Annotated in this window: 23 protein-coding genes; 8 read left to right on the top strand and 15 right to left on the bottom strand. The window is 71.1% G+C overall.

Annotated elements, in window-relative coordinates:
* Positions 1–14: 14 nt before the first annotated feature.
* From J2W45_RS02280 to serA, 3 genes are all read right to left on the bottom strand, one after another.
* Positions 15–1,334, bottom strand: coding sequence for an RNA polymerase sigma factor (locus J2W45_RS02280; RefSeq protein ID WP_310128683.1), 1,320 nt, complete (start codon positions 1,332–1,334; stop codon positions 15–17).
* Complete coding sequence (locus J2W45_RS02275) at positions 1,335–1,700, bottom strand: YciI family protein (RefSeq protein WP_310128681.1); 366 nt, start codon at positions 1,698–1,700, stop codon at positions 1,335–1,337. It lies immediately after the preceding gene.
* Between the two features lie 100 nt (positions 1,701–1,800).
* The gene (gene serA / locus J2W45_RS02270) at positions 1,801–3,393 is read right to left on the bottom strand and encodes a phosphoglycerate dehydrogenase (RefSeq protein ID WP_310128679.1); all 1,593 of its coding nucleotides are present in this window, start codon (positions 3,391–3,393) and stop codon (positions 1,801–1,803) included.
* Between the two features lie 162 nt (positions 3,394–3,555).
* Between serA and J2W45_RS02265 the strand changes: the two genes are divergently transcribed.
* On the top strand, positions 3,556–3,936 hold the full coding sequence (locus J2W45_RS02265; protein WP_310128676.1) for a DoxX family protein: 381 nt from the start codon (positions 3,556–3,558) through the stop codon (positions 3,934–3,936).
* Between the two features lie 19 nt (positions 3,937–3,955).
* Here the strand turns inward: J2W45_RS02265 and J2W45_RS02260 are convergent, their stop codons facing one another.
* The 9 genes from J2W45_RS02260 to J2W45_RS02220 all read right to left on the bottom strand — a co-directional run bounded on the left by J2W45_RS02260 (position 3,956) and on the right by J2W45_RS02220 (position 14,257).
* Positions 3,956–4,687: a copper homeostasis protein CutC gene (locus J2W45_RS02260; RefSeq protein ID WP_310128674.1), complete on the bottom strand. Its 732-nt coding sequence runs from the start codon at positions 4,685–4,687 to the stop codon at positions 3,956–3,958.
* Positions 4,688–4,796: 109 nt separating this feature from the next.
* Entirely contained in the window at positions 4,797–5,825 is a 1,029-nt protein-coding gene (gene ilvC / locus J2W45_RS02255) for a ketol-acid reductoisomerase (RefSeq protein WP_310128670.1), read from the bottom strand.
* A 64-nt stretch (positions 5,826–5,889) separates the two neighbouring features.
* Positions 5,890–6,399, bottom strand: coding sequence for an acetolactate synthase small subunit (ilvN, locus tag J2W45_RS02250; RefSeq protein WP_310128669.1), 510 nt, complete (start codon positions 6,397–6,399; stop codon positions 5,890–5,892).
* A gap of 3 nt (positions 6,400–6,402) precedes the next feature.
* Positions 6,403–8,208, bottom strand: coding sequence for an acetolactate synthase large subunit (locus J2W45_RS02245; RefSeq protein ID WP_310128668.1), 1,806 nt, complete (start codon positions 8,206–8,208; stop codon positions 6,403–6,405).
* A 57-nt stretch (positions 8,209–8,265) separates the two neighbouring features.
* Positions 8,266–9,960: a dihydroxy-acid dehydratase gene (gene ilvD / locus J2W45_RS02240; protein WP_018190576.1), complete on the bottom strand. Its 1,695-nt coding sequence runs from the start codon at positions 9,958–9,960 to the stop codon at positions 8,266–8,268.
* A gap of 72 nt (positions 9,961–10,032) precedes the next feature.
* Positions 10,033–10,863, bottom strand: coding sequence for a trehalose-phosphatase (otsB, locus tag J2W45_RS02235; RefSeq protein ID WP_310128667.1), 831 nt, complete (start codon positions 10,861–10,863; stop codon positions 10,033–10,035).
* Between the two features lie 74 nt (positions 10,864–10,937).
* Complete coding sequence (gene otsA, locus J2W45_RS02230) at positions 10,938–12,410, bottom strand: alpha,alpha-trehalose-phosphate synthase (UDP-forming) (protein WP_310128665.1); 1,473 nt, start codon at positions 12,408–12,410, stop codon at positions 10,938–10,940.
* A 172-nt stretch (positions 12,411–12,582) separates the two neighbouring features.
* Entirely contained in the window at positions 12,583–13,497 is a 915-nt protein-coding gene (locus J2W45_RS02225) for an SGNH/GDSL hydrolase family protein (RefSeq protein WP_310128663.1), read from the bottom strand.
* 73 nt (positions 13,498–13,570) lie between these two features.
* Positions 13,571–14,257: a TetR/AcrR family transcriptional regulator gene (locus J2W45_RS02220; RefSeq protein WP_310128661.1), complete on the bottom strand. Its 687-nt coding sequence runs from the start codon at positions 14,255–14,257 to the stop codon at positions 13,571–13,573.
* Between the two features lie 119 nt (positions 14,258–14,376).
* Here J2W45_RS02220 and J2W45_RS02215 point away from each other — a divergent pair, with 119 nt between their 5' ends.
* Together J2W45_RS02215 and J2W45_RS02210 are read left to right on the top strand one after the other, a co-directional pair.
* On the top strand, positions 14,377–17,328 hold the full coding sequence (locus J2W45_RS02215; RefSeq protein WP_310128659.1) for an MMPL family transporter: 2,952 nt from the start codon (positions 14,377–14,379) through the stop codon (positions 17,326–17,328).
* Positions 17,328–19,304 carry a YhgE/Pip domain-containing protein gene (locus J2W45_RS02210; protein WP_310128657.1) on the top strand — a complete coding sequence of 659 codons (1,977 nt, stop codon included), beginning with the start codon at positions 17,328–17,330 and terminating at the stop codon, positions 19,302–19,304. Before J2W45_RS02215 ends, J2W45_RS02210 begins: the two co-directional genes overlap by 1 nt.
* Positions 19,305–19,412: 108 nt before the next feature.
* Here J2W45_RS02210 and J2W45_RS02205 read toward each other — a convergent pair whose 3' ends face one another.
* Positions 19,413–20,567, bottom strand: a complete 1,155-nt coding sequence (locus J2W45_RS02205) for an SLC13 family permease (RefSeq protein WP_310128655.1) — start codon at positions 20,565–20,567, stop codon at positions 19,413–19,415.
* Positions 20,568–20,629: 62 nt separating this feature from the next.
* Here J2W45_RS02205 and J2W45_RS02200 point away from each other — a divergent pair, with 62 nt between their 5' ends.
* Positions 20,630–20,848 carry a hypothetical protein gene (locus J2W45_RS02200; RefSeq protein WP_310128653.1) on the top strand — a complete coding sequence of 73 codons (219 nt, stop codon included), beginning with the start codon at positions 20,630–20,632 and terminating at the stop codon, positions 20,846–20,848.
* Positions 20,849–20,977: 129 nt separating this feature from the next.
* Positions 20,978–21,463, top strand: coding sequence for a hypothetical protein (locus J2W45_RS02195; RefSeq protein ID WP_310128651.1), 486 nt, complete (start codon positions 20,978–20,980; stop codon positions 21,461–21,463).
* Between the two features lie 22 nt (positions 21,464–21,485).
* Here the strand turns inward: J2W45_RS02195 and J2W45_RS02190 are convergent, their stop codons facing one another.
* On the bottom strand, positions 21,486–22,862 hold the full coding sequence (locus J2W45_RS02190) for a glucose-6-phosphate dehydrogenase (RefSeq protein WP_310128649.1): 1,377 nt from the start codon (positions 22,860–22,862) through the stop codon (positions 21,486–21,488).
* A gap of 29 nt (positions 22,863–22,891) precedes the next feature.
* Here J2W45_RS02190 and J2W45_RS02185 point away from each other — a divergent pair, with 29 nt between their 5' ends.
* The 3 genes from J2W45_RS02185 to J2W45_RS02175 are packed head-to-tail and all read left to right on the top strand — an operon-like array spanning position 22,892 to position 25,466.
* Positions 22,892–24,667 carry a glycoside hydrolase family 15 protein gene (locus J2W45_RS02185; protein WP_310128647.1) on the top strand — a complete coding sequence of 592 codons (1,776 nt, stop codon included), beginning with the start codon at positions 22,892–22,894 and terminating at the stop codon, positions 24,665–24,667.
* Positions 24,664–24,969 carry an ATP-dependent Clp protease adapter ClpS gene (gene clpS, locus J2W45_RS02180; protein WP_396427052.1) on the top strand — a complete coding sequence of 102 codons (306 nt, stop codon included), beginning with the start codon at positions 24,664–24,666 and terminating at the stop codon, positions 24,967–24,969. The genes J2W45_RS02185 and clpS overlap by 4 nt, the downstream gene beginning before the upstream one ends.
* Entirely contained in the window at positions 24,966–25,466 is a 501-nt protein-coding gene (locus J2W45_RS02175; protein WP_310128644.1) for a DUF2017 domain-containing protein, read from the top strand. The genes clpS and J2W45_RS02175 overlap by 4 nt, the downstream gene beginning before the upstream one ends.
* Positions 25,467–25,511: 45 nt before the next feature.
* Here the strand turns inward: J2W45_RS02175 and J2W45_RS02170 are convergent, their stop codons facing one another.
* Positions 25,512–26,633, bottom strand: a complete 1,122-nt coding sequence (locus J2W45_RS02170) for a baeRF8 domain-containing protein (protein WP_310128642.1) — start codon at positions 26,631–26,633, stop codon at positions 25,512–25,514.
* Positions 26,634–26,771: the final 138 nt, after the last annotated feature.

The following is a 26,771-nucleotide window of genomic DNA, read 5'->3' as shown; positions in this document are numbered from 1 at the left end:
TCGGGTCGCCGGTATCACTCGACGGCGGCCAGCAGCCGGGCGAGCGACCGTGCGGTCCGCTCGTCCCCGGCGGCCTCGACCGCGCGGCGCAGGTCGTGCACCGCCTCCGCCGACCGGCCGGAGAGCCGCAGCAGCTCCGCCCGGGCGGCGTACGCCTGGGCGGCGGCAGGTCCGCGGAAGAGTTCCGGATCGGCGGCCAACGCCGAGAGGGCGACCTCCGGTCCGGCGTCCGGGCTGTGCCCCAGTGCGACCACCCGGCCGAGCCGCGCGGCGGGACTCGGCCACTGCCGCACCAGGCCGTCGTAGAGCCGGACGATCGCGGGCCAGTCGGTGGCCTGCCAGGTCCGGGCGATGGCATGGAGCCCGGCGATCCCGGCCTGCAGCGCGTACCGGCCGCCTCCCGCCAGCGCCGCCGTCGCGAGTGCCTCGGCCTCCGTCATCAGCGGGACGTCCCACCGCGAACGATCGGCGTCGCGCAGAAGGGCGAACTCGTCGTCCGCGGTCAAGCGCGTGGCCTGCCGCGCCTCGGTGAACAGCAGCAGGGCGAGCAGTCCGGCGCTCTCATCCGTGCGCGCGATGCGGTGGGCGTCGCGCGCGAGAGCGACGGCGTCGGCGCGCAGGGCGCGGTCGGCGGTCAGGTGCCCCACCGTGTACAGCAGGTAGATCGTCGCCAGCGCGTCGGACATCCGATCGGCGACATCCCGCGGGTCGTCGAGCGCGAACCGCACGCCGGCCGAGTGGATGCGCTTCTTGGCCCGCGTGAGGCGTGCGGCCATCGTCGCCTCGGGAACGAGGAACACCTCCGCGATCCGTGCCGTCGGCAGGCCGCAGACGAAGCGGAGCGCCAGCTCGACGCGGGCCTCCGCCGAGAGGTCGGGATGCGCGACCAGGAGGATGAGCTCCAGCCGCTCATCGCCGGTGAACACCATCCCCTCCCCTGCGTCGTCGGACGTCGCCCGCTCCGTGCGGGCCAGCTCGGCGGCGAGGGCGGGCGCGGCCCGGTTCGCCGTCTGCTCGCGTCGCAGCGCGTCGAGCGCGACGCGGCGTGCGACCGTCGTGATCCACGCCGCCGGGTTCGTCGGCACACGGCCGCGGGCGGCCTCCTCCAGGGCGCGCGCGAAGGCCTCCTGCACGGCGTCCTCCGCGAGCAGGAGATCGCCGGTCGTGCGCGCGACGGCGCCGAGGATGCGCGGGGCCTCCTCGCGCCAGGCGGTTTCGAGCTTGCCGATGTCGGGCCTGCCCCCGGACCCGCCAGGCTGGCCCGGGCCGCCGGGGGCGCGCTCCGCCCCGGCGCGCTCCACCGGAGCACGCGGGGGCGGGGCGGCCGGCGTCACTCAGCGCACCGCGTCCAGCACCAGCACCGGGTACAGCTCGAGCCAGCCCTGCGTCGGGCACAGCGCGGCCAGTTCGCGCGCCTGCTGCGGGCTCGCCGCCGTGAAGCTGTAGAAGCCGGTGATCACCTCGCTGGTCTCGCCGAAGGGGCCGCTCGTGTACACCGGGTCGCCGCCGCCGTTCGGCTCGATGCGGGTGGCGCGGCTGGCCTCCTGAAGGGCGCTGCTGGCGACGATGCGCTCACCGGCGGCCGCGACCGCCTCCTGGAAGGCGGCGTGACCGGCCATGCCGGCCTGCCACTGCTCGGGCGTCATCTCGTCGGGATTCCAGTTCGGCTCGCGGATGAGCAGAACGTACTCGTCGGACATCGTGGTCTCCTCGGTTCGTAGGGATATCGACATCCCTACGACGCAAGTCAACCGCCGGAATCGACAGCCCGGAAGAAATATCTTCCGGGCCGCCTCCTCATCACGCCTCGGTGATGTCGATCTCCTGCATCAGGTCGGCGTCGATCGCCAGGCGCACCTTCTCGAGCAGGCCGTCCGGCACCCGCGAGTCGACCGTCAGCACGCTCAGCGCCTTGCCGCCGGCGGAGGTGCGGGCGATCTGCATCCCCGCGATGTTGATGGCGGCCTCGCCGAACTCGCGCCCGTAGACCGCGACGATGCCGGGGCGGTCGTCGTAGACCATGACGACCAGGTGCTCGGCGACCGGCACCTCGACGTCGTAGCCGTTGATGCCGACGATCTTCTCGATCTGCTTCGGACCGGTCAGCGTGCCCGAGACGGAGATCTGCGACCCGTCGCTCAGCGCGCCCCGGAGGGTGATCAGGTTGCGGTACTCCTCGCTCACCGAGTCCGTGATGAGCCGTACCTCGATGCCGCGCTGGTCGGCCAGCAGCGGCGCGTTCACGTACGACACCGTCTCGCTGACGATGTTGGTGAAGATGCCTTTCAGTGCCGCCAGCTTGAGCACGCTCACGTCGTAGTCGGCCAGCTCGCCACGCACCTCGACGTCGACGCTCGTGACCGGGCTGCTCGCGAGGCCCGAGAACACCTGGCCGAGCTTCTCCACGAGCGGGATGCCGGGACGCACGTACGGGTCGATGACGCCGCCCGCGACGTTCACGGCGTCGGGGACCAACTCGCCCGAGAGCGCCAGCCGCACCGACCGGGCGACCGAGACGCCCGCCTTCTCCTGCGCCTCGTCGGTGGAGGCGCCGAGGTGCGGCGTGACGACGACGTTGTCCAGGGCGAGCAGCGGCGAGTCCTGCGGCGGCTCGGAGACGAACACGTCGAGGCCCGCGCCCGCGATCGTGCCGGTCGTGAGGGCGCGGTACAGCGCATCCTCGTCGATCAGGCCGCCGCGCGCGACGTTCACGATGAAGGCGGTCTTCTTCATCTGGGCGAGCTGGTCGTCCGAGATCATGCCCGTCGTCTCGGGCGTCTTCGGCATGTGGATGGTGATGAAGTCCGACTGCGCGAGCAGCTCGTCCAGAGTCACCAGCTGGACGCCGAGCTGCTGCGCCCGGGCGCTGGTCACGTAGGGGTCGTAGGCGACCACGTTCGTGCCGAAGGCCTGCAGGCGCGCGGTGATCAGCGCGCCGATGCGGCCGAGCCCGATGATGCCGATCGTCTTCTCGTACAGCTCGACACCGGTGTACTTGGAGCGCTTCCACTGACCCTGCGCCAGCGCGCTGTGGGCGGCCGGGATGTGGCGGGCGAGGCTCAGGATGTGGCCGACGGTGAGCTCCGCGGCCGAGATGATGTTCGAGGTCGGAGCGTTCACGACCATCACGCCCGCGCTCGTGGCGGTCTTGATGTCGACGTTGTCGAGGCCGACACCGGCACGGGCGATGACCTTCAGGGCCTTGGCGGCGCCGATGACCTCGGCGTCGACCTTGGTGGCCGAGCGCACCAGGATGGCGTCGGCGTCGGACACCGCGTCGAGCAGAGCCGGCCGGTCGGTCCCGTCCACCGAGCGGATCTCGAAGTCGGGCCCGAGGGCGTCGACGGTGGCGGGCGAGAGTTCTTCGGCGATCAGGACGACCGGCTTTGTCACGTGGCAGTTCCTTCGAGGTGCGAGGGCTGGCTTGGGAAGAAGTGCGCCACGGTCGGTGGGGCGCGGAACGGCTTAACTCTAGCGGTCGGCCATCGGCGCCTTTCGCCGCGTTACGCCGGGTGTGGGTGCTCTCCGGAGGTGCTCGCGGGAGAGGATGGGGCGGTGACCCTTCTCGAGACAGCGCAGCTCATCGTCCGCATCCTGCTCGCGGTGGTGTTCGTCGCGATGGGCGCGCTGCACTTCGTCCCGGGACCGGCACGCGGGATGGCGGCGATGATCCCGCCGGCCCTGCGGATCGTCTCCCCGCGCACCCTGGTCGCCGTGACCGGGCTGTGCGAGATCGCGGGCGGGATCGGGCTGCTGGTGCCCGCCACACGGGTGGCCGCGGCGATCTGCCTCGCGGTGTTCCTGGTGGCCGTCTTCCCGGCGAACGCCTACGCCGCCGGCAAGACGGATCGGTTCGGCGTCTTCGCGACGCCGCTCGTGCCCCGCGCGATCCTCCAGGTGGTGCTCATCGCGGCCTGCCTGTTCTGCGCGGTCTGACGGATGCGCGCAGCGGCCGTCAGCGCGGGTCGCGGGCCGACTCGACCGCCGCGGCGACGACCGCCGGGTCGGTGATGTCGTAGGCCGCCTCTCCCCCGCCCGGCCCGCTCGGGCCGCCGGTCACGGTCGTCCGGGCGGACAGGTGGACCGCCGCCACCCCGGAGGCCGCCAGCGACGCGATGTCGTCGACGCGGACTCCGCCTCCGGCCATCACCTGCAGCCGCCCGGCGGCCTGGCCGACGAGTTCCCGGAGACTCGGGATGCCGTCCACGCTGCGCGCGGCGCCGCCCGAGGTGAGCACGCGGTCGACGCCGAGGTCGGCGAGCTCTTCGACGGCCGTCAGCGGGTCGGCCACCACATCCAGCGCGCGGTGGAAAGTGACGTCGAGCCCTTCGGCCGCGTCGACGAACCGGCGGACCGCTTCGCCGTCGACGGTGCCGCGCTCGTCGAGCGCGCCGATGACGACGCCGCCGGCGCCCGCCTCGCGGGCGAACCGGATGTCGGCGACCGTGATCGCCACCTCGTCCGCGTCGTAGAGGAACCCGCCGCCGCGCGGACGGACCAGCACGTGGACGAAACTCTCGCGCCCGCGTCGCCGGGCCACCTCCACCGCGGCCCGGACCAGGCCGCCGGACGGCGTGAGGCCGCCCATCGCGAGCGCGGTGCACAGCTCGACCCGGTCGGCGCCCTCCGCGAGGGCGACCCGCACGCCGGCGATGTCCTGGACGGCGATCTCGACGGCGATGCCCATCGCTGCTCCTCACGCAGAAGGGTGCCGCACGCGTCGCGTGCGGCACCCTGAGACTACTGGGCGGGACCCTGCGGCCGAGACCGCGGGTTCTCCCGGGAGATCGCTGCGATCAGCGAGCGACCTCGCCGTCCACGTAGTCGTCGTCGTTGGAGGCGTTCCACGCGAAGAGCTTGCGCAGCTCGCGGCCGGTGGCCTCGATGGGGTGCTGCTCGCCCTTCTTGCGGAGCTCCAGGAACTCGGGAGCGCCCGCGTCCTGGTCGGCGATGAAGCGCTTCGCGAAGGTGCCGTCCTGGATGTCGGACAGCACGGCCTTCATGTTCTCCTTCACGTGCGGGTCGATGACGCGCGGGCCGGAGACGTAGTCGCCGTACTCGGCCGTGTCGGAGACGCTCCAGCGCTGCTTGGCGATGCCGCCCTCCCACATCAGGTCCACGATGAGCTTCAGCTCGTGCAGCACCTCGAAGTAGGCGACCTGCGGCTGGTAGCCGGCCTCGGTGAGGGTCTCGAACCCGTACTGGACGAGCTGCGAGACGCCGCCGCAGAGCACGGCCTGCTCGCCGAACAGATCGGTCTCGGTCTCCTCGGTGAAGGTCGTCTTGATGCCGCCGGCGCGGAGGCCGCCGATCGCCTTGGCGTAGGAGAGGACCAGAGGCCAGGCGTTGCCGGACGCGTCCTTCTCCACGGCGACGATCACGGGGACGCCACGGCCGGCCTCGTACTCGCGGCGCACCGTGTGGCCCGGGCCCTTGGGCGCGACCATGATGACGTCGACGCCCTCGGGCGCCTCGATGTAGCCGAAGCGGATGTTGAAGCCGTGGCCGAAGACGAGGGCGTTGCCCTCCTGCAGGTTGTCCTTGATGTCGTCGGCGTACAGGTGACGCTGGACCTGGTCCGGCGCCAGGATGACGATGACGTCGGCCCACGCGGCGGCGTCGGAGGCGCTCAGGACGCGGAAGCCCGCCTCCTCGGCCTTGGGCTTCGACTTCGAGCCCTCCTTGAGGCCGATGACGACCTCGACGCCCGAGTCGCGGAGGTTCTGCGCGTGCGCGTGACCCTGCGAGCCGTAGCCGATGACGGCGACCTTCTTGCCCTGGATGATCGACAGGTCCGCGTCGTTGTCGTAGTAGATCTCAGCCACTTGGTGCTTCTCCTTGCTGGTTCGGTTCGTGCTTGCTTAGTTCTTTCGTCGCCCGGAGGGCGAGCTAGTTCTTGAAGACGCGCTCGGTGATGGACTTGCCGCCGCGGCCGATCGCGAGCAGGCCCGACTGGGCCATCTCCTTGATCCCGTAGGGCTCGAGCACCTTGAGCAGCGCCTGCGTCTTGCCGCTGTCGCCGGTGACCTCGATGACGAGGGCGTCCGTCGCCACGTCGACGACGCGGGCGCGGAAGAGGTTCACGGCCTCCAGCACCTGCGACCGCGTGGAGTTGTCCACCCGCACCTTGATCAGCAGGTGCTCGCGCTGGACGGACTGCGACGGCTCGAGCTCGACGATCTTGATCACGTTGATGAGCTTGTTGAGCTGCTTCGTCACCTGCTCGAGCGGCAGGTCCTCCACATCCACGACGACCGTGATACGCGAGAGGCCGTCGACCTCGCTCGTGCCCACCGCGAGAGAGTGGATGTTGAACCCGCGCCGGGCGAACAGCCCCGCGACACGGGTCAGCAGACCGGGCTTGTCCTCCACCAGGAGGCTCAGAACGTGCGTGCTCACGGGTCACTCCCCTCCGAAGGACGGACTGTGGTCGCGGGCGTACTGCACGTAGCTGTTGCTGACGCCCTGCGGCACCATCGGCCACACCATCGCGTCGGCGCTCACCACGAAGTCGATCACCACGGGGCGGTCGTTGGTCTCGAGCGCGAGCTTGATCGCGGCGTCGACCTCCTCCTCCTTCGTGACGCGGATGCCGAGCGCACCGTACGCCTCGGCCAGCTTCACGAAGTCGGGCACCCGCACGGTGTCGTGGCCCGTGTTGAGGTCGGTGTTCGAGTAGCGGCCGTCGTAGAACAGCGTCTGCCACTGCCGCACCATCCCGAGCGACGAGTTGTTGATGATCGCCACCTTGATCGGGATGTTGTTGATCGTGCAGGTGGCGAGCTCCTGGTTGGTCATCTGGAAGCAGCCGTCGCCGTCGATCGACCACACCACGCGGTCGGGCTGGGCGACCTTGGCGCCCATCGCCGCCGGCACGGAGTAGCCCATCGTCCCGGCTCCGCCCGAGTTCAGCCACGAGTTGGGACGCTCGTACTTGATGAACTGGGCGGCCCACATCTGGTGCTGGCCGACGCCCGCTGTGTAGATGCCTTCGGGCCCGGTCAGCTCGCCGATCCGCTGGATGACGTACTGCGGTGCCAGCAGGCCGTCGCTGGTGGGCGTGTACCCGAGCGGGAACTCCTCGCGGAGGCCGTTCAGGTACGTCCACCACTCGATGATGTCGGGCTTCTGGGTGCGGGTGGCGTCCTGGAACGCGGCGGTCAGATCGACGATGACATCCTTGGCATCGCCGACGATGGGGACGTCGGCGGTGCGGATCTTGGAGATCTCGGCCGGGTCGACGTCGACGTGCACGATCTTCGCGTTCGGTGCGAACAGCGAGGTGTTGCCGGTCACCCGGTCGTCGAACCGCGCGCCGAGCGACACGATGAGGTCCGACTCCTGGAGCGAGAGCACCGCGGGCACCGTCCCGTGCATCCCGGGCATGCCGAGGTGCTGCTTGTGCGTGTCCGGGAAGGCGCCGCGCGCCGTCAGCGTGGTGACCACGGGCGCCCCGGTGATCTCTGCGAGCTCGAACAGCTCCTGCGACGCGCGGGCGCGGATCACTCCGCCGCCGACGTAGAGCACCGGCTTCTTCGCCTCGGCGAGCAGCTGGGCCGCGGCCAGCACCTGCTTGCCGTGCGCCTTGGTGATCGGCCGGTAGCCCGGCAGGTCGACCTTCGGCGGCCAGTTGAACGGAGCGGAGTTCTGCTGCGCGTCCTTGGTGATGTCGACGAGCACGGGGCCCGGGCGGCCGGTCCCGGCGATGTGGTACGCCGCCGCGATCGTGGCCGGGATGTCCTCGACGTCCTTCACCAGGAACGAGTGCTTGGTGATCGGCATGGTGATGCCGACGATGTCGGCCTCCTGGAACGCGTCCGTGCCCATCAGCGTGGAGAACACCTGGCCGGTGATGAACACGACCGGGACGGAGTCCATGTGCGCGTCCATGATGGCGGTGACCAGGTTGGTCGCGCCGGGTCCGGAGGTGGCCATCGCGACGCCGACCTTGTTGGCCGCGACCGCGTAGCCCTCGGCCGCGTGGCCGCCGCCCTGCTCATGGCGGACCAGCACGTGGCGGATCCGGGTCGAGTCCATGATGGCGTCGTAGATGGGGAGGATGGCGCCGCCGGGCAGGCCGAAGACGTCGGTGACGCCGAGGAGCTCGAGCGTGCGGACGACCGACTGCGAGCCGGTCAGGATCTCGGGCGACGCCTTGCCCGGCGTCGCGGACGGCAACACAGTACTGGGGGTTGCATCCGTGGACATGCCTGTATCAGTCCCTTACGTGCGAATAGTGATGGATGGTGCTGGCGCGGGGCCCTCTCACCCGGTGACGGCTCCTTCTGCTGCGGAGCGCACGAGCTTGGAGAACTTCGCGAGAACGCCACGGGTATAGCGCGGAGGAAGAGGCGCCCAGCCTTCACGGCGGGCGGTCAGCTCTGACTCGTCGACAAGTAGGTCGAGGGAGCGAGCCGCGATATCGACCCGTATCAGATCACCATCGCGCACGAAGGCGATGGGACCAGCGTCCACCGCTTCGGGTGCTATGTGGCCGATGCACAGGCCGGTTGTGCCGCCTGAGAATCGTCCGTCCGTCAATAGTAGTACATCCTTGCCGAGCCCTGCGCCCTTGATGGCGGCGGTGATGGCGAGCATCTCGCGCATCCCGGGCCCGCCCTTGGGGCCCTCGTAGCGGATGATGACCACGTCGCCGGCCTTGATGCTGCCCTCGGTGAGGGCGTCCATCGCGGCGCGCTCGCGCTCGAACACGCGGGCGGGGCCCTCGAACACCTCGGCGTCGAAGCCGGCGGTCTTGACGACGGCGCCCTCGGGGGCGAGCGAGCCCTTGAGGATGGTGATGCCGCCGGTCGGGTGAATGGGGTTGTCGAGCGAGCGCATGACCTCGCCGTCCGGTGCGGGCGGGTTGATCTCGGCCAGGTTCTCGGCCACGGTCTTGCCCGTGACGGTGAGGCAGTCGCCGTGGAGCAGGCCCGCGTCGAGCAGGGCCTTCATGACCACGGGGACGCCGCCGTGACGGTCGACGTCGTTCATGACGTACTTGCCGAACGGCTTCAGGTCGCCGATGTGCGGCACCTTGTCGCCGATGCGGTTGAAGTCGTCGATCGTGAGGTCGACCTCGGCCTCGTGCGCGATCGCGAGCAGGTGGAGCACGACGTTGGTCGAGCCGCCGAACGCCATGGCGACGGCGATCGCGTTCTCGAACGCCTCCTTGGTGAGGATGTCGCGCGCCGTGATGCCCTTCTTGAGCAGGTTGACCACGGCCTCACCGGAGCGGTGCGCGTAGTAGTCGCGGCGGCGGTCGGCCGAGGGCGGAGCGGCGGAGCCGGGGAGGCTCATGCCGAGCGCCTCCGCGACGGACGCCATCGTGTTGGCCGTGTACATGCCGCCGCAGGCGCCCTCGCCCGGGGCGATGGCGCACTCGATGCGCTTGAGGTCTTCTTCGCTCATCTTGCCGGCCTTGCAGGCGCCGACCGCCTCGAAGGAGTCGATGATCGTGACGTCCTTCTCCGTGCCGTCGGAGAGCTTCACCCAGCCGGGTGCGATCGAACCGGCGTAGAGGAAGACCGCCGAGAGGTCGAGGCGGGCCGCGGCCATCAGCATGCCGGGGAGCGACTTGTCGCATCCCGCGAGCAGCACGGTGCCGTCGAGGCGCTCCGCCATCATGACGGTCTCGACCGAGTCGGCGATGACCTCGCGCGAGACGAGCGAGAAGTGCATCCCCTCGTGGCCCATCGAGATGCCGTCGGAGACCGAGATGGTGCCGAACTGGAGCGGGTAGCCGCCACCGGCGTGCACGCCCTCCTTCGCGCCCTGCGCGAGGCGGTCGAGCGAGAGGTTGCAGGGCGTGATCTCGTTCCAGGAGGACGCGATGCCGATCTGCGGCTTCTCCCAGTCTTCATCGCCCATTCCGACGGCGCGGAGCATCCCGCGGCTGGTGGTGGCTTCGATCCCGTCCGTGACGACGCGCGAACGCGGTTTCCAATCGACTTCTGGCATGGGTCAACTCTAGGACGTCTCGAATGCCGCTCCGACCATGTGTCCCGCGCCTGGGGAGAGCTCGTGCGGCCGTCAGTCGGTGGACGAGTTCACGTGCGCCTCACGCGCCTGCGCCAGCAGGCCCAGCAGCGTCGCGATCGCACGCTCGTCGGCGACCCGGTACTGCGCGGCGGTCTCGCCCGCGCCCACCTTGATGCCCACGTCCCCGCGCTCCGGACGCAGCACGGCGAAGCCGTCCTCGTCGGTGACGTCGTCGCCGGCGAACAGCACCGCGGTGGCCTTCGTGTACTCGCGGAGCCGCTCGACGCCGTCGCCCTTGTTCGCGCCGCGGACCGAGAACTCGATGATGTCCTTGCCGTCGCGGATGGTCAGCGCATCGCTGACGCCCGCGGCCGCCTCCCGCGCGCGGGCCACGACCGTGCGGCCCTCCGCCGGGTCGACCTGCCGGTAGTGCACGCCGAAGCCGACCGGCTTGATCTCGAGCTTGGCGCCCGGGATGCTGTCCACCAGCTCCTGCAGCACACCGCCCAGGCGCTCCAGCGTCGCCTGCTCGTCGTCGGTCAGGTCGAGCGAGACGCCGTCGCGGCCGAAGCGGATCTCGACGCCGTGCGACCCGACCAGGAGCGCATCCTCGTCCGCCTCCGCCTCCGTCACCGTCTCGAGGCTCGTGAGCGGCCGCCCGGAGACGTACGCGACCCACGTGCGCGGCAGGTGCTCCAGCCGGTCGAGGGCGGCCTTCGACTCCGGCAGGGCGCGGGCGCCGCGCGGCACGTCGACGAACGGGGCGAGAGTGCCGTCGAAGTCGAGCGCGAGCAGCAGCCGGTCGGCGCGGGCCAGTTCCTGCAGCGCGCCGACAAGTGCGACGGCGGCGGCGGGCGGACGGTGGGAGGCGGTGTCGGTCATGCGTCCTTCAAACAGGAGTCGGGCAAACAGGAGTCGGGCGAAGGGAGTCGAGCGGCGGGGAGGCGGCGGACGGCTCAGCGCCGGTTGACCGGCGGGTCCTGGAGCGGGTGGTCGCCGTGCGCGCGGCGCGTGAGCGCGTCGAGGAACGACGCCGACCAGCGGGCCACGTCGTTGGTCAGCACCTTCTTGCGCAGCGCCCGCATGCGACGGGTGCGGTCGCGCTTCGGCATCGCCAGCGCCTGCAGGACGGTGTCCTTGAGCCCTTCGATGTCGTGCGGGTTGATCAGCAGCGCCTGGCGCAGCTCGTCGGACGCCCCGGCGAACTCGCTGAGCACCAGCACGCCGTCTTCGTCCACCCGGGTCGCGACGTACTCCTTGGCGACCAGGTTCATGCCGTCGCGCAGGGCGGTGACGAGCATGACGTCGGCGGCGAGGTAGAGCGCCACCATCTCCTCGCGGGGGTAGCCGTGGTGCAGATACGCGACGGCGGTGTGGCCCAGCGTCGAGTAGTCGCCGTTGATGCGGCCGACGGTCAGCTCGATCTCGTCGCGCAGCTGGCGGTAGGTCTCGACGCGCTCGCGGCTGGGGCTGGCGACCTGGACGAGCGTGACGTCCTCGGCCTTCACGCGCCCCTCCTCGAGGAGCTCGCCGAAGGCCTTCAGCCGGTGGCCGATGCCCTTCGTGTAGTCGAGGCGGTCGACGCCGAGCATGATCTTCTCGGGGTTGCCGAGCTCCTCGCGGATCTCCTTGGCGCGGGCCTGGATGTCGGGCCGGCGGGCGAGCTCCTGGTACTGGTCGGCGTCGATGGAGATCGGGAACTGGCGCGCCAGCACCGTGCGGGCGAGACCGCCGCGGCGGTCGGTCGTCACGTGACGGTGCGAGCCCGCCTCCGGGTCGTCGGTGTCGATCGGCACCTCGATGATGGGACCGCGGGTCTCGTAGCCCTTAAGCCGCCGCACGGCCCGCGAGAAGTTCCCCGCATCCGCCACGCGCTGGAACCCGATCACGTCGGCGCCGAGCAGTCCGTCGATGATCTGACGGCGCCACGGAAGCTGCGAGTAGATCCCGTACGGCGGGAACGGGATGTGGTTGAAGAACCCGATCACCAGATCCGGCCGCAGCTCGCGCAGCATCGCCGGCACGAGCTGCAGCTGGTAGTCGTGCACCCAGACGACCGCGCCCTTTGCGGCCACGTCGGCGGCGGCCTGGGCGAAGCGGCGGTTGACCCGCACGTAGCTCTCCCACCACTCCCGGTGGTAGCTCGGCTGCGCGATCACGTCGTGGTAGAGCGGCCAGAGGGTGTCGTTGGAGAAGCCCTCGTAGTACTCCTGCAGCTCCTGCTCGGAGAGCGGGACGGGGTGGATGTTGATGCCGCCGGCCTCGAACGGCTCCACGTCCTCGTCCGCAACGCCGGCCCAGCCGATCCACACGCCGTCCTGCGACCGCATCACGGGCTCCAGCGCGGCGACCAGACCACCGGGCGACGGGCGCCAGTCGGCGTTGCCGCTCTCGTCGAGCACGCGGTCGACGGGGAGCCGGTTCGACACGATGATCAGGTCGTACGTGTCGCCCTCCGGTCCGGCGGTGGACGTGGAGGCGGTCGGTGCAGGCGTGGCGGTGATGGTGGGTCAACTCCCTCGAGAGGTCGGGACGTGAGACACCAGCCAGGGTACCAGCGTCCCTCCGCCAGGCCCCGGGGCCGCACAGGTCAGGCCGGCGTCACTGCGCCCTCCCGAGCAGCTGGACCAGCCGGTTCGCGTACTCGGCGTAGCCGGCGGCGGTCGGATGGAAGACATCGGCGCCGGTCGTGTTGAGCCAGGGCTTCGCATCGCCGACCTCGTGACCGGCGAAGTCGACCGGGAGGAAGGTGAGCGGCTTGCCCGCCGCGCGCTGGTCGTCGACCGCCTGCCGGATGACCTCGTTCAGCCCCAGCGTGGCCGCGTTGATCGCCGCGGAGGTCTGGAAGTCCGGCGCACCCGGAGCCGAGACGTCGTAGAGCAGCGTGTACCCGGTCACCACGATGCGCGCGTTCGGAGCCGCCTGCGCGATGGCGCTGTAGACCGTCTGCAGCCGGTCGGGCAGGACATTCAGCAGCGAGAGCGCGGCCGTCACCTCGTTGCGGCAGGCGGCGGCCTTGCCGGCGGCGCAGTCCCCCGCGATCTCGGCCACGCCCAGGTCGTTCCCGCCGATGCTGACGGTGACCAGGTCCGTGCGGTCGTCGAGCGCGATCAGCTGGTGCTTGAGCAGGTCGGAGGTGGTCGCGCCCGCGCACGCGGCGTTGACGACGAGGTCGATGCCCGCCTTCCGCGCGAAGACGGACGGGTAGCCGTTCGCGCTGAGACGGCACTTCCCCTGCTCGGCTCCTCCGCCGAACCCGGCCGCGTAGGAGTCACCCAGCGCGACGTACCGCGTCGCCGGCGTCAGCGGCTCCTTCGGGAAGGGGTCGGGCGTGGCGGTCGGGGTGGGAGCGGCCGTCTGGGCGCGCGACGCGGCGTCCGGAGTCTCGGCGCCGCTTGGTGCCCCCGAGCAGCCGCTCAGCACGAGGGCGACGGAGGCGGCGGCCGCGACGACGACGGCACGGAGCAGGCGGGAGGCGCGCAGCGCGCGGCGGTCTCGGGATGCTTCGGGTCGCATCCCCCAGACTCTAGCCCGCGACCCTTGGGGAACGCTCAGATGTGCTGTGCGTGCCGGGCCGGCCGGCGCGGCGTCAGATGCGCTCGGTGAGCGCCAGCAGGATGGCGGGGACGGAGGCGGACAGCCGCTCCGTGAACGTCCGCTGGTCGTCGGCGAGCACTGCGCGCGCCTCCCCGTTGGCGCACAGCTCCGCGATCACGCGTACCGCCTCCTCCGGGTCGATGGTGAACCGGCGCCGGGCGCTGCTGAGCGCCTCCACGACGATCTCCGTCAGGTCCGAGAAGAACTCGTCGTGGTAGCGCAGGTAGTCGGCGGCGATCGAGTGGTCGCGCAGCGCCATCAGCTGGAACTCGGCCTGCACGAGCCACCAGCGGCGGTCGTCGGACTGCAGCTCGAGGATGCGCGTGATGGTCTGGATGACTTCCTGGTCGCCGAGGTCGGCGCCGTGCTCACCCACGAGCGGGGTGAGGAACTGCGCGACGCCGGAGTTCAGCTGCTCCAGCCGCATCGTCTTCTCGCGCTCCATGAGGGCGAAGAACAGCTCCTCCTTACTGGAGAAGTTCGAGTAGAACGCACCCCGGGTGAAGCCGGCGGCCTCCGCGATCGTCTCGACGCTGGCGGCGCGCACGCCCTGGTCGGCGAAGACCTCGAACGCGGCGTCGAGCAGCCGGGCCCGGGTGCGCCGCCGACGCGCGGATTCGGCGGGCGCGTCCTCGCGTCCGTCGGCCGGGACCGCCTCACTGAGAGTCGTGCTTTCCAAGCTGAAACCTTCCTGAATCCTACTTTCGATACAGCAGTGTATCCGATACGGTTCTGTACGGATACAAGGATGTATCGAATCCCTGTCGTCGCTTTCGGTACTCACCCACTGGAGAACCCGTGTCATCGCTCCTGTACTCGGTCGGCCGGTGGGCCTACCGCGCCCGCGCTCTGGTCGTGATCGTCTGGATCGGCCTCCTCGCCCTCCTCGGCGGCGGCGCCCTGCTGTTCAACCAGGGCACGGACAACAGCTTCAGCATCCCGGGTACCGAGTCCCAGGAGGCGCTCGACACGCTCAGCCGCACCTTCCCGCAGGTCAGCGGCACGTCGGCGCAGATCGTCGTGGTGGCGCCCGACGGCACGACGGTCGATGACAGCGACATCAAGCAGCCCATCGAGGACACGGTGGATGCGGTCAAGGACATCCCGGGCGTCTCGGGCGTGAGCTCGCCCTACTCCGCCCAGGTCAAGAACCTCATCTCGGACGACCGCTCGGCGGCGATCATCACGGTCCAGCTGAAGGGCCAGATGACCACGGTCACCGACGACACCAAGACGGCGATCAAGGATGCGGGCGCCGACCTGGCCAAGCAGCTGCCGGACGGTTCGAAGTCCGCGGTCGGCGGTCAGCTCTTCTCGCAGAACCTGCCGACGCTCTCCGCGGTCGAGCTCATCGGCGTCGGGATCGCGCTCGTCGTGCTCATCGTGACCTTCGGATCGTTCCTCGCCGCCGGGATGCCGCTGCTCACCGCGCTGCTGGGCGTCGCGATCTCGATGTGCCTGATCTTCATCGCGACGCTGTTCGGCTCGATCTCGTCCACGACGCCGATGCTCGCCCTCATGCTCGGCCTGGCGGTCGGCATCGACTACTCGCTCTTCATCATCTCGAGGCATCAGGGCCAGCTGAAATCGGGGGTCCCCCCGGAGGAGTCGACCGCGCGGGCCGTCGCGACGGCCGGCTCCGCGGTGCTGTTCGCGGGCATCACTGTGATCATCGCGCTCGCCGGGCTCGCCGTCGCGGGCATACCGTTCCTGACGACGATGGGCATCGCCGCGTCGGTCGCGGTCTTCGTCGCCGTGCTGGTCGCCCTGACCCTGACGCCCGCGCTGCTCGGCTTCGCCGGGGCGCGGCTCACCCCGGGGCGGCGGAAGGCCGCCCGGGAGGCGAAGCGGGCGGCGGCAGCCTCCGCCGGACGGGACGACGCCGACGACGCCGGCGCTGACGCCGGCGCTGACGCCGGCGCTGTCGCCGGCGCTGTGGCCGACTCCGGCCCCGCCGAACCGACCTCCGCCGCTCCGTCCTTCACCCACGCCGCGACCGCCGAGATCCCGCCCGGGTTCTTCCGCGGGTGGGTCCGCGTGGTCACGCGCATCCCGATCGTCACCGTCGTGGCCGTCGTCATCGCGCTCGGCGTCGCCGCGCTGCCCGCGCTCCAGCTGCGGCTGGCGCTGCCGGACGCCGGGTCGCAGCCGGAGGGCAAGCCCGCACGCATCGCCTACGACCTGGTCTCCGAGCACTTCGGCCCCGGCTACAACGGCCCCCTCATCGTCACCGGGTCCATCATCCAGAGCACGGACCCCGTCGGTCTGATGACCAAGATCGGCGACGAGATCGCAGAGCTCCCCGGCGTCGCCTCCGTGCCGCTCGCCACTCCGAACGCGACCGCCGACACCGGGATCGTCCAGGTGGTGCCGACCACCGGCCCGAACGACCAGAAGACGGCCGACCTGGTCGCCGAGATCCGCTCCAAGCACCAGCACTTCCTCGACGAGTACGGCGTCGACCTGAAGGTCACCGGCAACACGGCCGCGCAGATCGACGTGTCGTCGCGGCTGGCCGGGGCGCTCCTTCCCTTCGGCGTGCTCGTGGTCGGGCTCTCGCTCATCCTGCTCACGATGGTGTTCCGGTCGATCGCGGTGCCCATCAAGGCGGCCCTCGGCTACCTGCTGTCCGTCGGCGCGGCGTTCGGCGCGGTCACGGCCGTGTTCGAGTGGGGCTGGCTGTCGGATGTCATGCACGTCGACAAGACGGGCCCGATCATCTCGTTCATGCCGATCATCCTGATGGGCGTGCTGTTCGGCCTCGCCATGGACTACGAGGTCTTCCTGGTCAGCCGCATCCGCGAGGACTACGTGCACGGCGGCAACGCGCGCCGCGCCATCCAGAGCGGGTTCGTGGGCTCGGCGAAGGTCGTCACGGCCGCGGCGATCATCATGATCTCCGTCTTCGCGGCGTTCGTGCCGGAAGGCGACGCCTCGATCAAGCCGATCGCGTTGGGGCTCGCCGTGGGTGTGTTCGTCGACGCCTTCATCGTCCGCATGACGCTCGTCCCCGCCGTGCTCCAGCTGCTCGGCGAGAAGGCGTGGTGGATGCCGCGCTGGCTGGACCGTATCCTGCCGTCGTTCGACGTGGAGGGCGACGGCCTGCAGAAGGAGCTGGAGCTGGCCGACTGGCCGGAGGCCGGCGCCCGCGACGTCGCGGCGGCCGAGGGCCTGGGCGTCAGCGCGCGCTCGCGGAAGCTGGTCGGCGACGTGTCGTTCCGGCTCGGCGACGGCGAGGTGCTGGTCGTGCACGGCGGCGATCGCACCGCGGCGCTCGCGCTGCTCATGGCCATCACGGGCCGCACGCGCATCGACGGCGGGACCGTGAAGGTCGCCGGCTTCGTGCTGCCCACGCGCGGCGCCGCCGTCCGCTCGCGCACCTCCATGGTGCGGCTGGACACGGCCGAGACCCCGGTGGACGACCTCCGCCGCGCCCTCGCCAGCCGCCCGCAGCTGCTCGCCCTCGACGGCGTCGACGGCGTCACCGACCCGGTCGAGCGCCGGCGCATCCGCGCCGAGCTGACCGCCGCCCTCAGCCGGGCGCGGGTCGAAGAGCGCCCGTTCGTCCTGGTGGTGAGCTGCGTCGATCCGTCCGGCCTCGACGACCTGCTCCCGGAGGCGGTGGAGCCCACCGCCGTCGACCTCGACGGCGAGCCCCGCGGCCGCCGCACGCGTCCGGACGCCGCCACCGACCTCACCGACACCGACCGCGCCGAGCACGGCGCCCACCTCGAGAAGACCAACGCCTGATGACCACGCCAACATCCTCACTCCGCCGTCCCCGCTCCCTGTTCTCGCTGGAGCGGATGCGCTCCGACAAGCGCGTCACCTGGCTGACGATCGTCGGCATCCTGCTCGTGCCGATCGTCATCGGCGGCCTCCTCGTCTGGGCGCTGTGGAATCCGACCGAGCGCCTCCACGACGTCAAGGCGGCGGTGGTGAACCTCGACCAGCCGGTGAAGGTCAACGGACAGACGGTACCGCTCGGACGTCAGCTGTCCGCCGGGCTCCTCGACAGCGCGAACGACAACTTCACCTGGGTGCTGAGCGACAAGAAGGATGCGGACAAGGGCCTCGCGAGCGGCGAGTACGTCTCTGTGGTGACCATCCCGGAGAACTTCTCGAAGGCGGCGACCTCGACCGCCGGGGCGGCCGCCGACGCCACGCAGGCGACCATCGACGTGCGCACCAGCCCGGAGTCGAAGCTGGTGGACCCGGCGATCAGCCAGGCGGTCACGACCACGGCGACCTCCGTGCTGAACAAGCAGCTCACCTCCACATACATCGCGAACGTCTACGTCGGCTTCAACACCCTCGGCGAGCAGCTCGGCAAGGCCGCGACCGGAGCCGACCAGCTCTCCGGCGGCCTGGTGCAGCTGGCGAGCGGCACCCACCAGCTGGCCGACGGCGCCGCGCAGCTGTCGACCGGCGCATCGTCGCTGGCGAGCGGCATCTCGCAGCTGTCCGACGGCACCTCGGGCCTGGCCGATGGCCTCCAGCAGCTGTCGGGCGGCGCCGGTTCGCTGGCCGGTGGCCTGACGACCCTGCAGCAGAGCACCTCCGGCCTGCCGGCGCAGACGCAGCAGCTCGCCGCCGGCGCTGCGGGCGTCTCCGCCGGCGTGCAGAAGACCGCGGACGGGCTCGGTGAGCTGTACAACGGCTGCGTCGCAGCGCACGGCGCGCTCGACCCGACCTGCGAGGGCATCGCGCAGACGCGTGCCGGCATGACCACCCCGCAGGGCGGGAACCCGAGCCTCACCGGCCTGGCCTCGACGGTCGCGGGCGGCACGCAGCAGCTCGCGGCGGGGATGCCGGCGCTCACGAACGGCATCGCCCAGTCGGCGTCCGGGGCGCAGCAGCTCGCCTCCGGCACCGCCCAGTCGGCGTCCGGCGCGCAGCAGCTCGCCTCCGGCGCCTCCCAGTCGGCGGACGGTGCGCAGCAGTTCGCGACCGGCGTGCAGCAGCTGAGCGACGGCATCCCGGCGCTCGCCTCCGGCGCCGACCAGTCCGCGTCGGGCGCCTCCTCGCTCGCTACGGGCCTGCACTCGGCGGTGAAGCAGCTCCCGAGCTACGACACCAGCGAACGGAAGAGCCTGGCGGATGTCGCCGCGCAGCCGGTCACGCAGAAGGCGTCCGGCACGACCGCGTTCGGCACCTCCAGCATCCCGCTGTTCGCCTCCGTCGCGCTGTGGCTCGGCGCTCTGGCGACGTTCCTCGTGCTGCAGGCGCTGTCGCGCCGTGCGCTGCTGACCGCGCGCGCCGCCGGGCTCATCGCGCTCGACGGGTTCGTCCCGGCGGCGGTGCTCGGCGTGGCGCAGGGCGTGCTCGTGTCCGCGGTCATGGCTCCCGCCCTCGGGCTGGACGTGGGCCACTGGTTCGGCTTCGCCGCCCTGGCGGCGGCGGCCGGGATCGCGTTCGCCGCCGTCAACCACGGCCTCGTGGCGCTGCTCGGCGGCGTCGGGCGGTTCCTGTCGATGCTGGTCGTGGTGGTGACGCTCGCCTCCGGCATCGTGTCGACCGCCCCGACGTTCTTCGATGCGGCACTGCCGTGGCTGCCGACCTCCCCCGCCATCACTGCCCTCCAGGGCGCGATCGACGGCTCGGCGGATGCGTGGCGCGGCCTGGGCGGGCTGCTGCTGTGGGCGGCGTTCGGCTTCGCCGTCGCGCTGATCGCGGTGGCCCGCCGCCGCGTCGTCAACGCCGCGCAGCTGCTCCCCGCCGAGTAGCCGCGGGCCCCGCCCCGCGCGCCGCGATCGAGGGGCGCAACACGCCGTTATCCCGGCGGGATAACGGCGTGTTGCGGCCCCTCGATGACCGGCCGGGCGGGCGCGCAGCTACAGCGTGGCGGAGAGGGCGAGCGTCGCGAGCACGACCGTCACCGGCGCAACGATCAGGCCGAGGAGCATGTAGCGGCTCCAGCGGATCTCCACGTCGAACGACGTCAGTCGCTGGTGCCAGAGCAACGTCGCGAGCGACGCCCACGGCGTGATCAGCGGACCGGCGTTCACGCCGATCAGGAGCGCGGCCAGCCGCGCCGGACTCGTCGCGACGGGCTCCAGAGCGAGGTACGCCGGCAGGTTGTCGATCGCGTTGGCGCCGACCAGACCGGTGAGCGAGAGCCGCAGCAGGGCCAGCGGGGACTCGCCGGTGCCCGAGATGACCGCCATGATCGTCCCGAGCCCGGCCGAGTGCAGCGCCTCGATGAACAGGAACAGCCCGGAGGCGAGCAGCACCAGCTGCCACGGCAGCAGCCCGAACCGCACGACCGACCGGCGTCGCACGAGGAACAGCGCGATGAGCACCAGGGCCGCGATGCTGGTCGGCAGCCAGACCGGCAGGCCGGAGACGAGCAGCGGGATGAGCGCGACGACGACCGCGGCCGACACCCAGAACAGGATGGGGTCCTCGATCCCGTCCTCCTCCCCGGTCTCGTAGCGCACGAGCAGGAACTTGCGGGCGATCACGAACACCACGATCATCGGCACGATCATCGCGACCAGCGCCGGGGCCAGCATCAGCGCGGCGAACGCGGCCGGGGTCGGATCCCCCATCGCGTGCTGGGCCAGCAGGTTCGTGAGGTTCGACACGGGCAGCAGGAGCGACCCGGCGTTCGCCATCCACACCGTGGTGAGGGCGAACGGCAGCGGGTTGATCCCGGCGTGACGCGCCATCACGATGACGACCGGGGTGAGCAGCACGGCCGTCGTGTCCAGCGACAGGAAGATGGTGCTGAGCGCGGCGACCAGCACCACCAGCAGCCACAGCACCCAGGCGCGTCCGCGCCCCCACCGGGCGGTCTGCTGCGCGAGGATGGTGAAGACGCCGGCCTCGGCGGCCAGTTCCGTCACGACCGTGATGGCGATCACGAAGAGCAGGATGGGCCACACGCGGTCCCACAGTTCGACGGCCTCCGGGACGGGCAGCAGGCCCGTCGCCACGGCGATGCCGCCGAGCACGAGGAGCACGGCGCCCACGATCGCGGTGCGCATCCTCCTCCTCCCGGTCCCGACTGTGGAAGCGTACGCTACGGGGCGACACCGAAAGGAACGGCATGCGCAAGTACCTCTTCAACGGGGCCGTGATCAGTGCGGCGATCGGCCTGTGGACCACCATCCAGTCGTCCAAGAGCGGGCCGCGCGACTGGCGCATCCCGCTGATGTGGATCAACGCCGGGATCTCGCTCGCGCTGGCCGTCGGCGCGGTGCTTCAGGAGTCCAAGGAGGCGTCCGAGCGCGAATCCCACCCCCTCGGATCCCGAAAAGGGCGTTGACCCGCTGATTTCCGGGAAATTCTCCGGCGTGTTGCGCGGTCTCACAGCGCGCGTGTCCAGGACACTTGTATTCGAAGGTGAACCTGGAAGGGGTGCGCGATGTTTGGTCGTAGGCGGCACGCTGCAGCGGTGCCGGCGGCGCCGGTCCCTCAGCTGACGGATGCCCAGATCCTCGAGCTCGTGCACACGAAGGTGGCCGAGCTGATCGGCGAGAAGGGCGAGTGGACGGTCGTCCGCCGCGCCCAGGACGACACCGACACCATCTTCCACTCGATCCTCGCCCAGTCCGTCTCGGTCGGCATCGCCGCCGCCATCGCGGAAGCGCGCCGTCGCCTCGAGGCCGGCGAGTCGCTCACCGAGCCGCAGCACCTGGCCGCCGCGGTGACCGACCAGCCGGCGACCGAGAGCGCCGCCGTCGTGGAGCCCGTCGCCGCCTCCGTCGCAGTGGATGCGGACGCCGCGATCGCAGAGCCCGCCCCCGCCGTCGCCGAGACGCCGGTCGAGGCCGAGCCGGCCGCGTTCGGCTGGGAGCCCGCTCCGATCACCCAGTGGACCGACCTGCGCAAGCCTGTGACCGGCGAGTTCCCGCTCGTCTCGCACCGCTCGGCGGCCTGACCACCGCTCAGCCCAGTACCGCTCAGCCCAGCGGCGCCCAGTCCTTCGGCCCGTCCGATCCCGCCGGGTACTCCTCCAGCGGCACGCGGCCCTGGCGCCACGCGTCGAGCACCGGCTCCACGATCCGCCAGCACTCCACCGCCGTGTCGGCCCGAACCGACAGCGACGGGTCGCCGTCGAGGATGCCCTCCAGGACTTCGCCGTAAGCCAGCAGCGCTCCGGGGCCGAAGTCGGCGGTGAGCGTCGTGCGCTCCAGCTCGTACGGGTCGTCGGTGCCGTTGATGTTGAGTTCCAGCTCCATCGAGTCCGGTGCGAACATCAGCCGCAGCTTGGCCGGCTCCATGGTGCCCTTCAGCCCGACCGGCATCTGCCGTGCGGGCGCGAACGTGATCACCATCTCGCGCCGCCGGCCGCCGAGCGCCTTCCCGGAGCGGAGCGTGAACGGGACGCCCTTCCACCGCCAGGTGTCGATCTGCAGCGTGACCTCGGCGAGCGTCTCGGTCTCCCGCGACGGGTCGACGCCCTTCTCGTCCGCGTAGGCGGGCAGCGTGCGTCCCTCGATCTCCCCCGCACCGTAGCGGGCGCGGCGGCTGGAGGCGACGGGGTCGTCGCCCCACACCTTCGTCGCGCGCAGCACCAGCTGCTTGGCGTCGCGGAGGTCCGGCGCTCCGAGCGTGGACGGCGGCTCCATGGCGAGCACCGCCATCACCTGCAGGAGGTGGCTCTGGATCATGTCGATCAGCGCCCCGGCGCCGTCGTAGTAGCCGGCGCGTCCCTCCAGCGCCAGCGTCTCGTCATAGATCACGTCGACGCGCTCGATGTGGAGGCCGTCCCAGATGGGTTCGAGAATGCCGTTGGCGAAGCGCACGCCGAGGATGTTGAGCACGCTGGAACGGCCGAGGAAGTGGTCCACGCGGTGGATCTGGTCTTCGGGCACGAGCTTGGCGAGCTGCGCGTTCAGCGCGATCGCGCTCTCCCGGTCGGTGCCGAAGGGCTTCTCGAGCGCGAGGGTGAGGCCCTTCGGCAGCTCGAACGTGCCGAGGGCCTGGCACGCCTTCGCGGTGACCGCGGGCGGGAGGGCGAAGTAGAGGGCGGGCACGCCGTCCGCGCTCCCGAGCAGCTGCTTCAGGTCGTCGGCGCTCGTCGCGTCGGCCTTCACGTACCGCGTCCCGTCGAGCAGCCGCTCGACCGCGTCGCCCTTCGCCTCGACGGTCGCGAACGAGGTGCGGACGATCTTCTTCCACGCGTCGTCGTCGAGGTCGGCGCTGCTGGAGCCCACCAGAGCGAACGCGCGATCCGGCTGATCGGTGAGCAGTTGTCCGATGGCGGGGAGCAGGAGCCGTGACGTGAGGTCGCCGGATGCTCCGAGAATCACAAGAGTGTCCACGGACTGCGTCATGCCCATCACAGTACGGCCATACTGGGAATATGTCGCTCCCCATCGAGGATTACGCCCTGATCAGTGACTGCTTCACCGGGGCCCTCGTCGGGAAGGACGGAAGCATCGACTGGCTGTGCCTTCCGCGCTACGACTCGCGCTCCATGTTCGGGGCGCTGCTCGGCACCGAGGACCACGGACGCTGGCTGGTGGCCCCGACCGACGCGTCCGCGACCAGCACCCGCCGGTACGAGAAGGACACGATGATCCTCGTCACGCGGTGGACCACCCCGAGCGGGGAGGTCGAGGTCACCGACCTCATGCCGATGAACGACCACCGCGCGGACATCATCCGGCGGGTCCGCGGCGTCAGCGGCACCGTCCCGATGCAGCAGGACCTCCGCATCCGCTTCGGCTACGCCACGGCGATCCCCTGGGTGCGCCAGGAGAAGAAGGAGCACCCGCACGCGCTGATCGCGGTCGCCGGGCCCGACGCGATCGTCGTCCGCGGCACGGAGCTGCGCCCGGCGAACCATTCCCACCAGGGCTCCTTCTCCGTGCACGCCGGCGAGACGATCGACCTCGTGCTCACCTGGTTCCCGTCGCACCGCGACTCTCCCCCGGCGCTCGACGTGGAGGGCGCCCTCCAGCACACCCGCGAGTGGTGGGCCGAGTGGGCGAGCGGGTACGCGCACGAAGGGCCGTACCGCGATGAGGTCGTGCGCTCGCTGCTGCTGCTCCGCGCGCTCTCCCACCTGGAGACCGGGGGCATCGTGGCCGCCGCGACCACCTCACTGCCGGAGTCGTTCGGGGGGCAGCGCAACTGGGACTACCGCTACGTGTGGCTGCGGGATGCGTCGCTCACCATCGGCGTGCTCCTCGCCCACGGCTACAACGACTACGTCGACCACTGGCGCGACTGGCTGCTGCGCGCCATCGCGGGCGACCCCGGCGACGTGCAGATCATGTACGGCCTGGCGGGCGAGCGCGATCTCGACGAGCGCATCATCGACAGCCTCCCCGGATACCAGGGGGCGCATCCGGTGCGCGTCGGCAACGGTGCGTCGACCCAGTTCCAGGCCGACGTGATCGGCGAGGTCATGCTCGGCCTCGACCGCGGGCGTCGCGCCGGCAACCCGGAGACGCGCTTCTCGTGGGCGCTCCAGCGGGCGCTGATGGGATACCTGGAGCAGCATTGGCGGGACCCCGACCACGGCATCTGGGAGATCCGCGACGAGCCGAAGCAGTTCACGCATTCGCGCGCGCTGGTGTGGGCCGCCTTCGACTGCGCCGTCCGCGCGGTCGAGGACTACGGCCTCGAAGGCCCGGTGGAGCGGTGGAAACGCGAGCGCGACGCGATCCGCGCCGACATCGAGGCGAACGGCTGGGACCCGCACCGCGGAACCTACGTTCAGCACTACGGCTCGACCGAGGTGGATGCGTCGCTGCTCCAGCTGGCGCAGGTCGGCTATGTCGCAGCGGACGACCCGCGGATGCTGGGCACCGTCCGCGCGCTCGAAGAGGACCTGCTGCGGGACGGGCTGCTGCTCCGCTACCGCACCGAGAGCGGGGTGGACGGGCTGCCCCCGGGCGAGCATCCGTTCCTCGCCTGCTCGTTCTGGCTGGTCGAGCAGTACGCCCACTCGGGGCGCCACGAGGACGCGGTCCGGCTCATGGATCGGCTGGTCGGCCTGGCGAACGACGTCGGTATGCTCTCCGAGGAATACGACGTCGAGGGCCGCTCCCACGCCGGGAACACCCCTCAGGCGCTCACCCATCTCGCCCTGGTCCGCGCGGCGGACGCGATCGGGGGCGTCCCGCTGTGAGCCCCGCCCCCGCCGCCGATGCGGGCACGCTCGAGCAGACCGGAACCGACGAACTGCTCCAGCTGGGCTCGCCCTGGATCACGATCGTCTGGAACGACCCCGTCAACCTGATGAGCTACGTCACCTACGTCTTCCAGACCTACTTCGGCTTCCCGCGACGGGAGGCGGAGCGGCTGATGATGCTCGTGCACAACGAGGGCCGCGCGGTCGTCGCGACGGGCACGCGCGAGGAGATGGAACGGCACGTCGAGGCGATGCACGACTACGGCCTCTGGGCGACGCTGCGGAAGGCCGACGAGTGATCCCGTTCCACCGGCGGAAGGACGGGCGCGTGTCGGCGCGGTTCCGCGCGGACGAGGCGCAGCTGCTGCGCTCGCTCGCCGAGGAGGCCGTCGAGCTGGCGCGCGCGTCCGCCGCGGACGACGGCTCCGCCGATCCGGCGCTGCGGCGCCTGCTGCCCGACGCGTATCCGGACGACCCGGAGGCGTCGGCGGAGTTCCGCCGGTTCACCGCCGCGGGGCTGGCCGAGCGCAAGGAGGCGGGCGCGAGGACGCTCATCGACAGCCTGGGCGAGCCCGCCGCCGGCTCGGTGGTCGTCGTGCTGGACGCGGAGCAGGCGACCGCGTGGCTCCGCACCATCACCGATCTGAGGCTCGTCCTCGCGGCGCGACTCGGCATCCACGAGGACGGCGACGAGGGCGACGTGCACGACGACGAGTCGGCCATGCAGCGCGCGGTCTACGACTGGCTGGCCGCCGTGCAGGAGTTCCTGGTGCTGGCGGTGCGGCCGCGGCGCTGACCGCCGGGCGCCGAACGTGGCGCGCTGACGGTCGGCGCTGACCGCTCAGACCGGGTAGCGCACCGCCGCGGCCGCCGCTCCCCCGCCCGGCACATCCTCGGCCCGCAGCGCGTACACGGTCGCCTTCGACCCGAGCGCGCGGCGCAGGATCTCGTCCACCACGCCGTAATCGCCCGGGACGTCCTCGTCGGCGAAGGTGATCACGCCCGTCTCGTCGTCGACCCAGCCCGGAACGCGCCGGTCGATGTCGAAGACCAGGGACTCGACGGCGCCGAACGTCGCGGCGCGGGCGATGTCGCTCAGGTCGACCAGGGCGGTGCCCGCCGCGATCCGTGCCTCGTACGCCTCCCGCAGCGCCCCCACCTTGCTCGCGTACAGCCGGTCGAGCACGCCCCGGGCGGCGGCGGCGAGCTCTTCGTCCGTCTTGTCCTCCGGGTTGCCGGAGATCGTCTCGGCGACCAGCCGCGGGTACTCGACCGCGCCGCGGAAGATGCCCGCAAGCGGCTCGGCGGCGGCGAGGATGAGCGGCTCCGACGAGTTCGCGAGGAGCGGCCGGAGCGCCCGGTCGATCGCCTGCACGTACTCCAGCATCCGCACCTTCTGGCCTTCGGAGCCCTGGATGCGCCCGTCCGGCGAGCGGCCGCTCACCGAAGCCAGCCCGACGGCCGAGGCGACGTCGTGCGGCATCCCGGGCACGTCGATCCGCTCGGCCGGCCGGTCGGGGGTGATGTGCAGGAGGCGGACCGAGTTGCCCGCGAGCGCCAGGATGAGCGCCGACTGCGGGAAGGTCAGCGCGCGCAGCAGCGGCTTGACGTAGAAGCGGTCCGAGATCTCGCAGGATGTGCCCAGCCGGTTGGGGAGCCGGAAGGTCTGGGCCATATCGCCGTCGAGGAAGACGGCCAACGAGCGCGATTGGTAGCGCCAGAAGTCCCGGTCGTCGAGGATGCGCTCGCCTTCGGTGTGCACGGCTCGGATGCGGGCCCGGTCCACCTTCAGCTCCTCGAGGGCCCGCGCGGCGCTCGCGAGGTGGTTCTTGAGCTCGATCCTCGCCCGATCCGCCTCGGCGGGCGTCGTCCCCGTCGGCAGGTAGATGCTCACGCACCCGGGCTGCCGGAGTGCGGCGATCCGTTCGACGTCGGCCTTGGTGGGAATGTCCTTGTACTCCACGTGTGGTCCTCCTTGCCCCAGCGGTGCGGCGCGGTCGGTCGCGGTGGGGCAAGTCTGGCCGCACCCCGGGTGCCTTCACAAGACTCGTATTGACTTCCGCGCGTAGAGCGCCTACCGTCTTTTGAACCGGTTTAGATG

This window comes from Leifsonia shinshuensis, from assembly GCF_031456835.1.
Classification (GTDB): domain Bacteria; phylum Actinomycetota; class Actinomycetes; order Actinomycetales; family Microbacteriaceae; genus Leifsonia; species Leifsonia shinshuensis_C.
The sequence above is the reverse complement of the archived record's forward strand: the minus strand, read 5'-3'. Positions and strand labels throughout refer to the sequence as shown.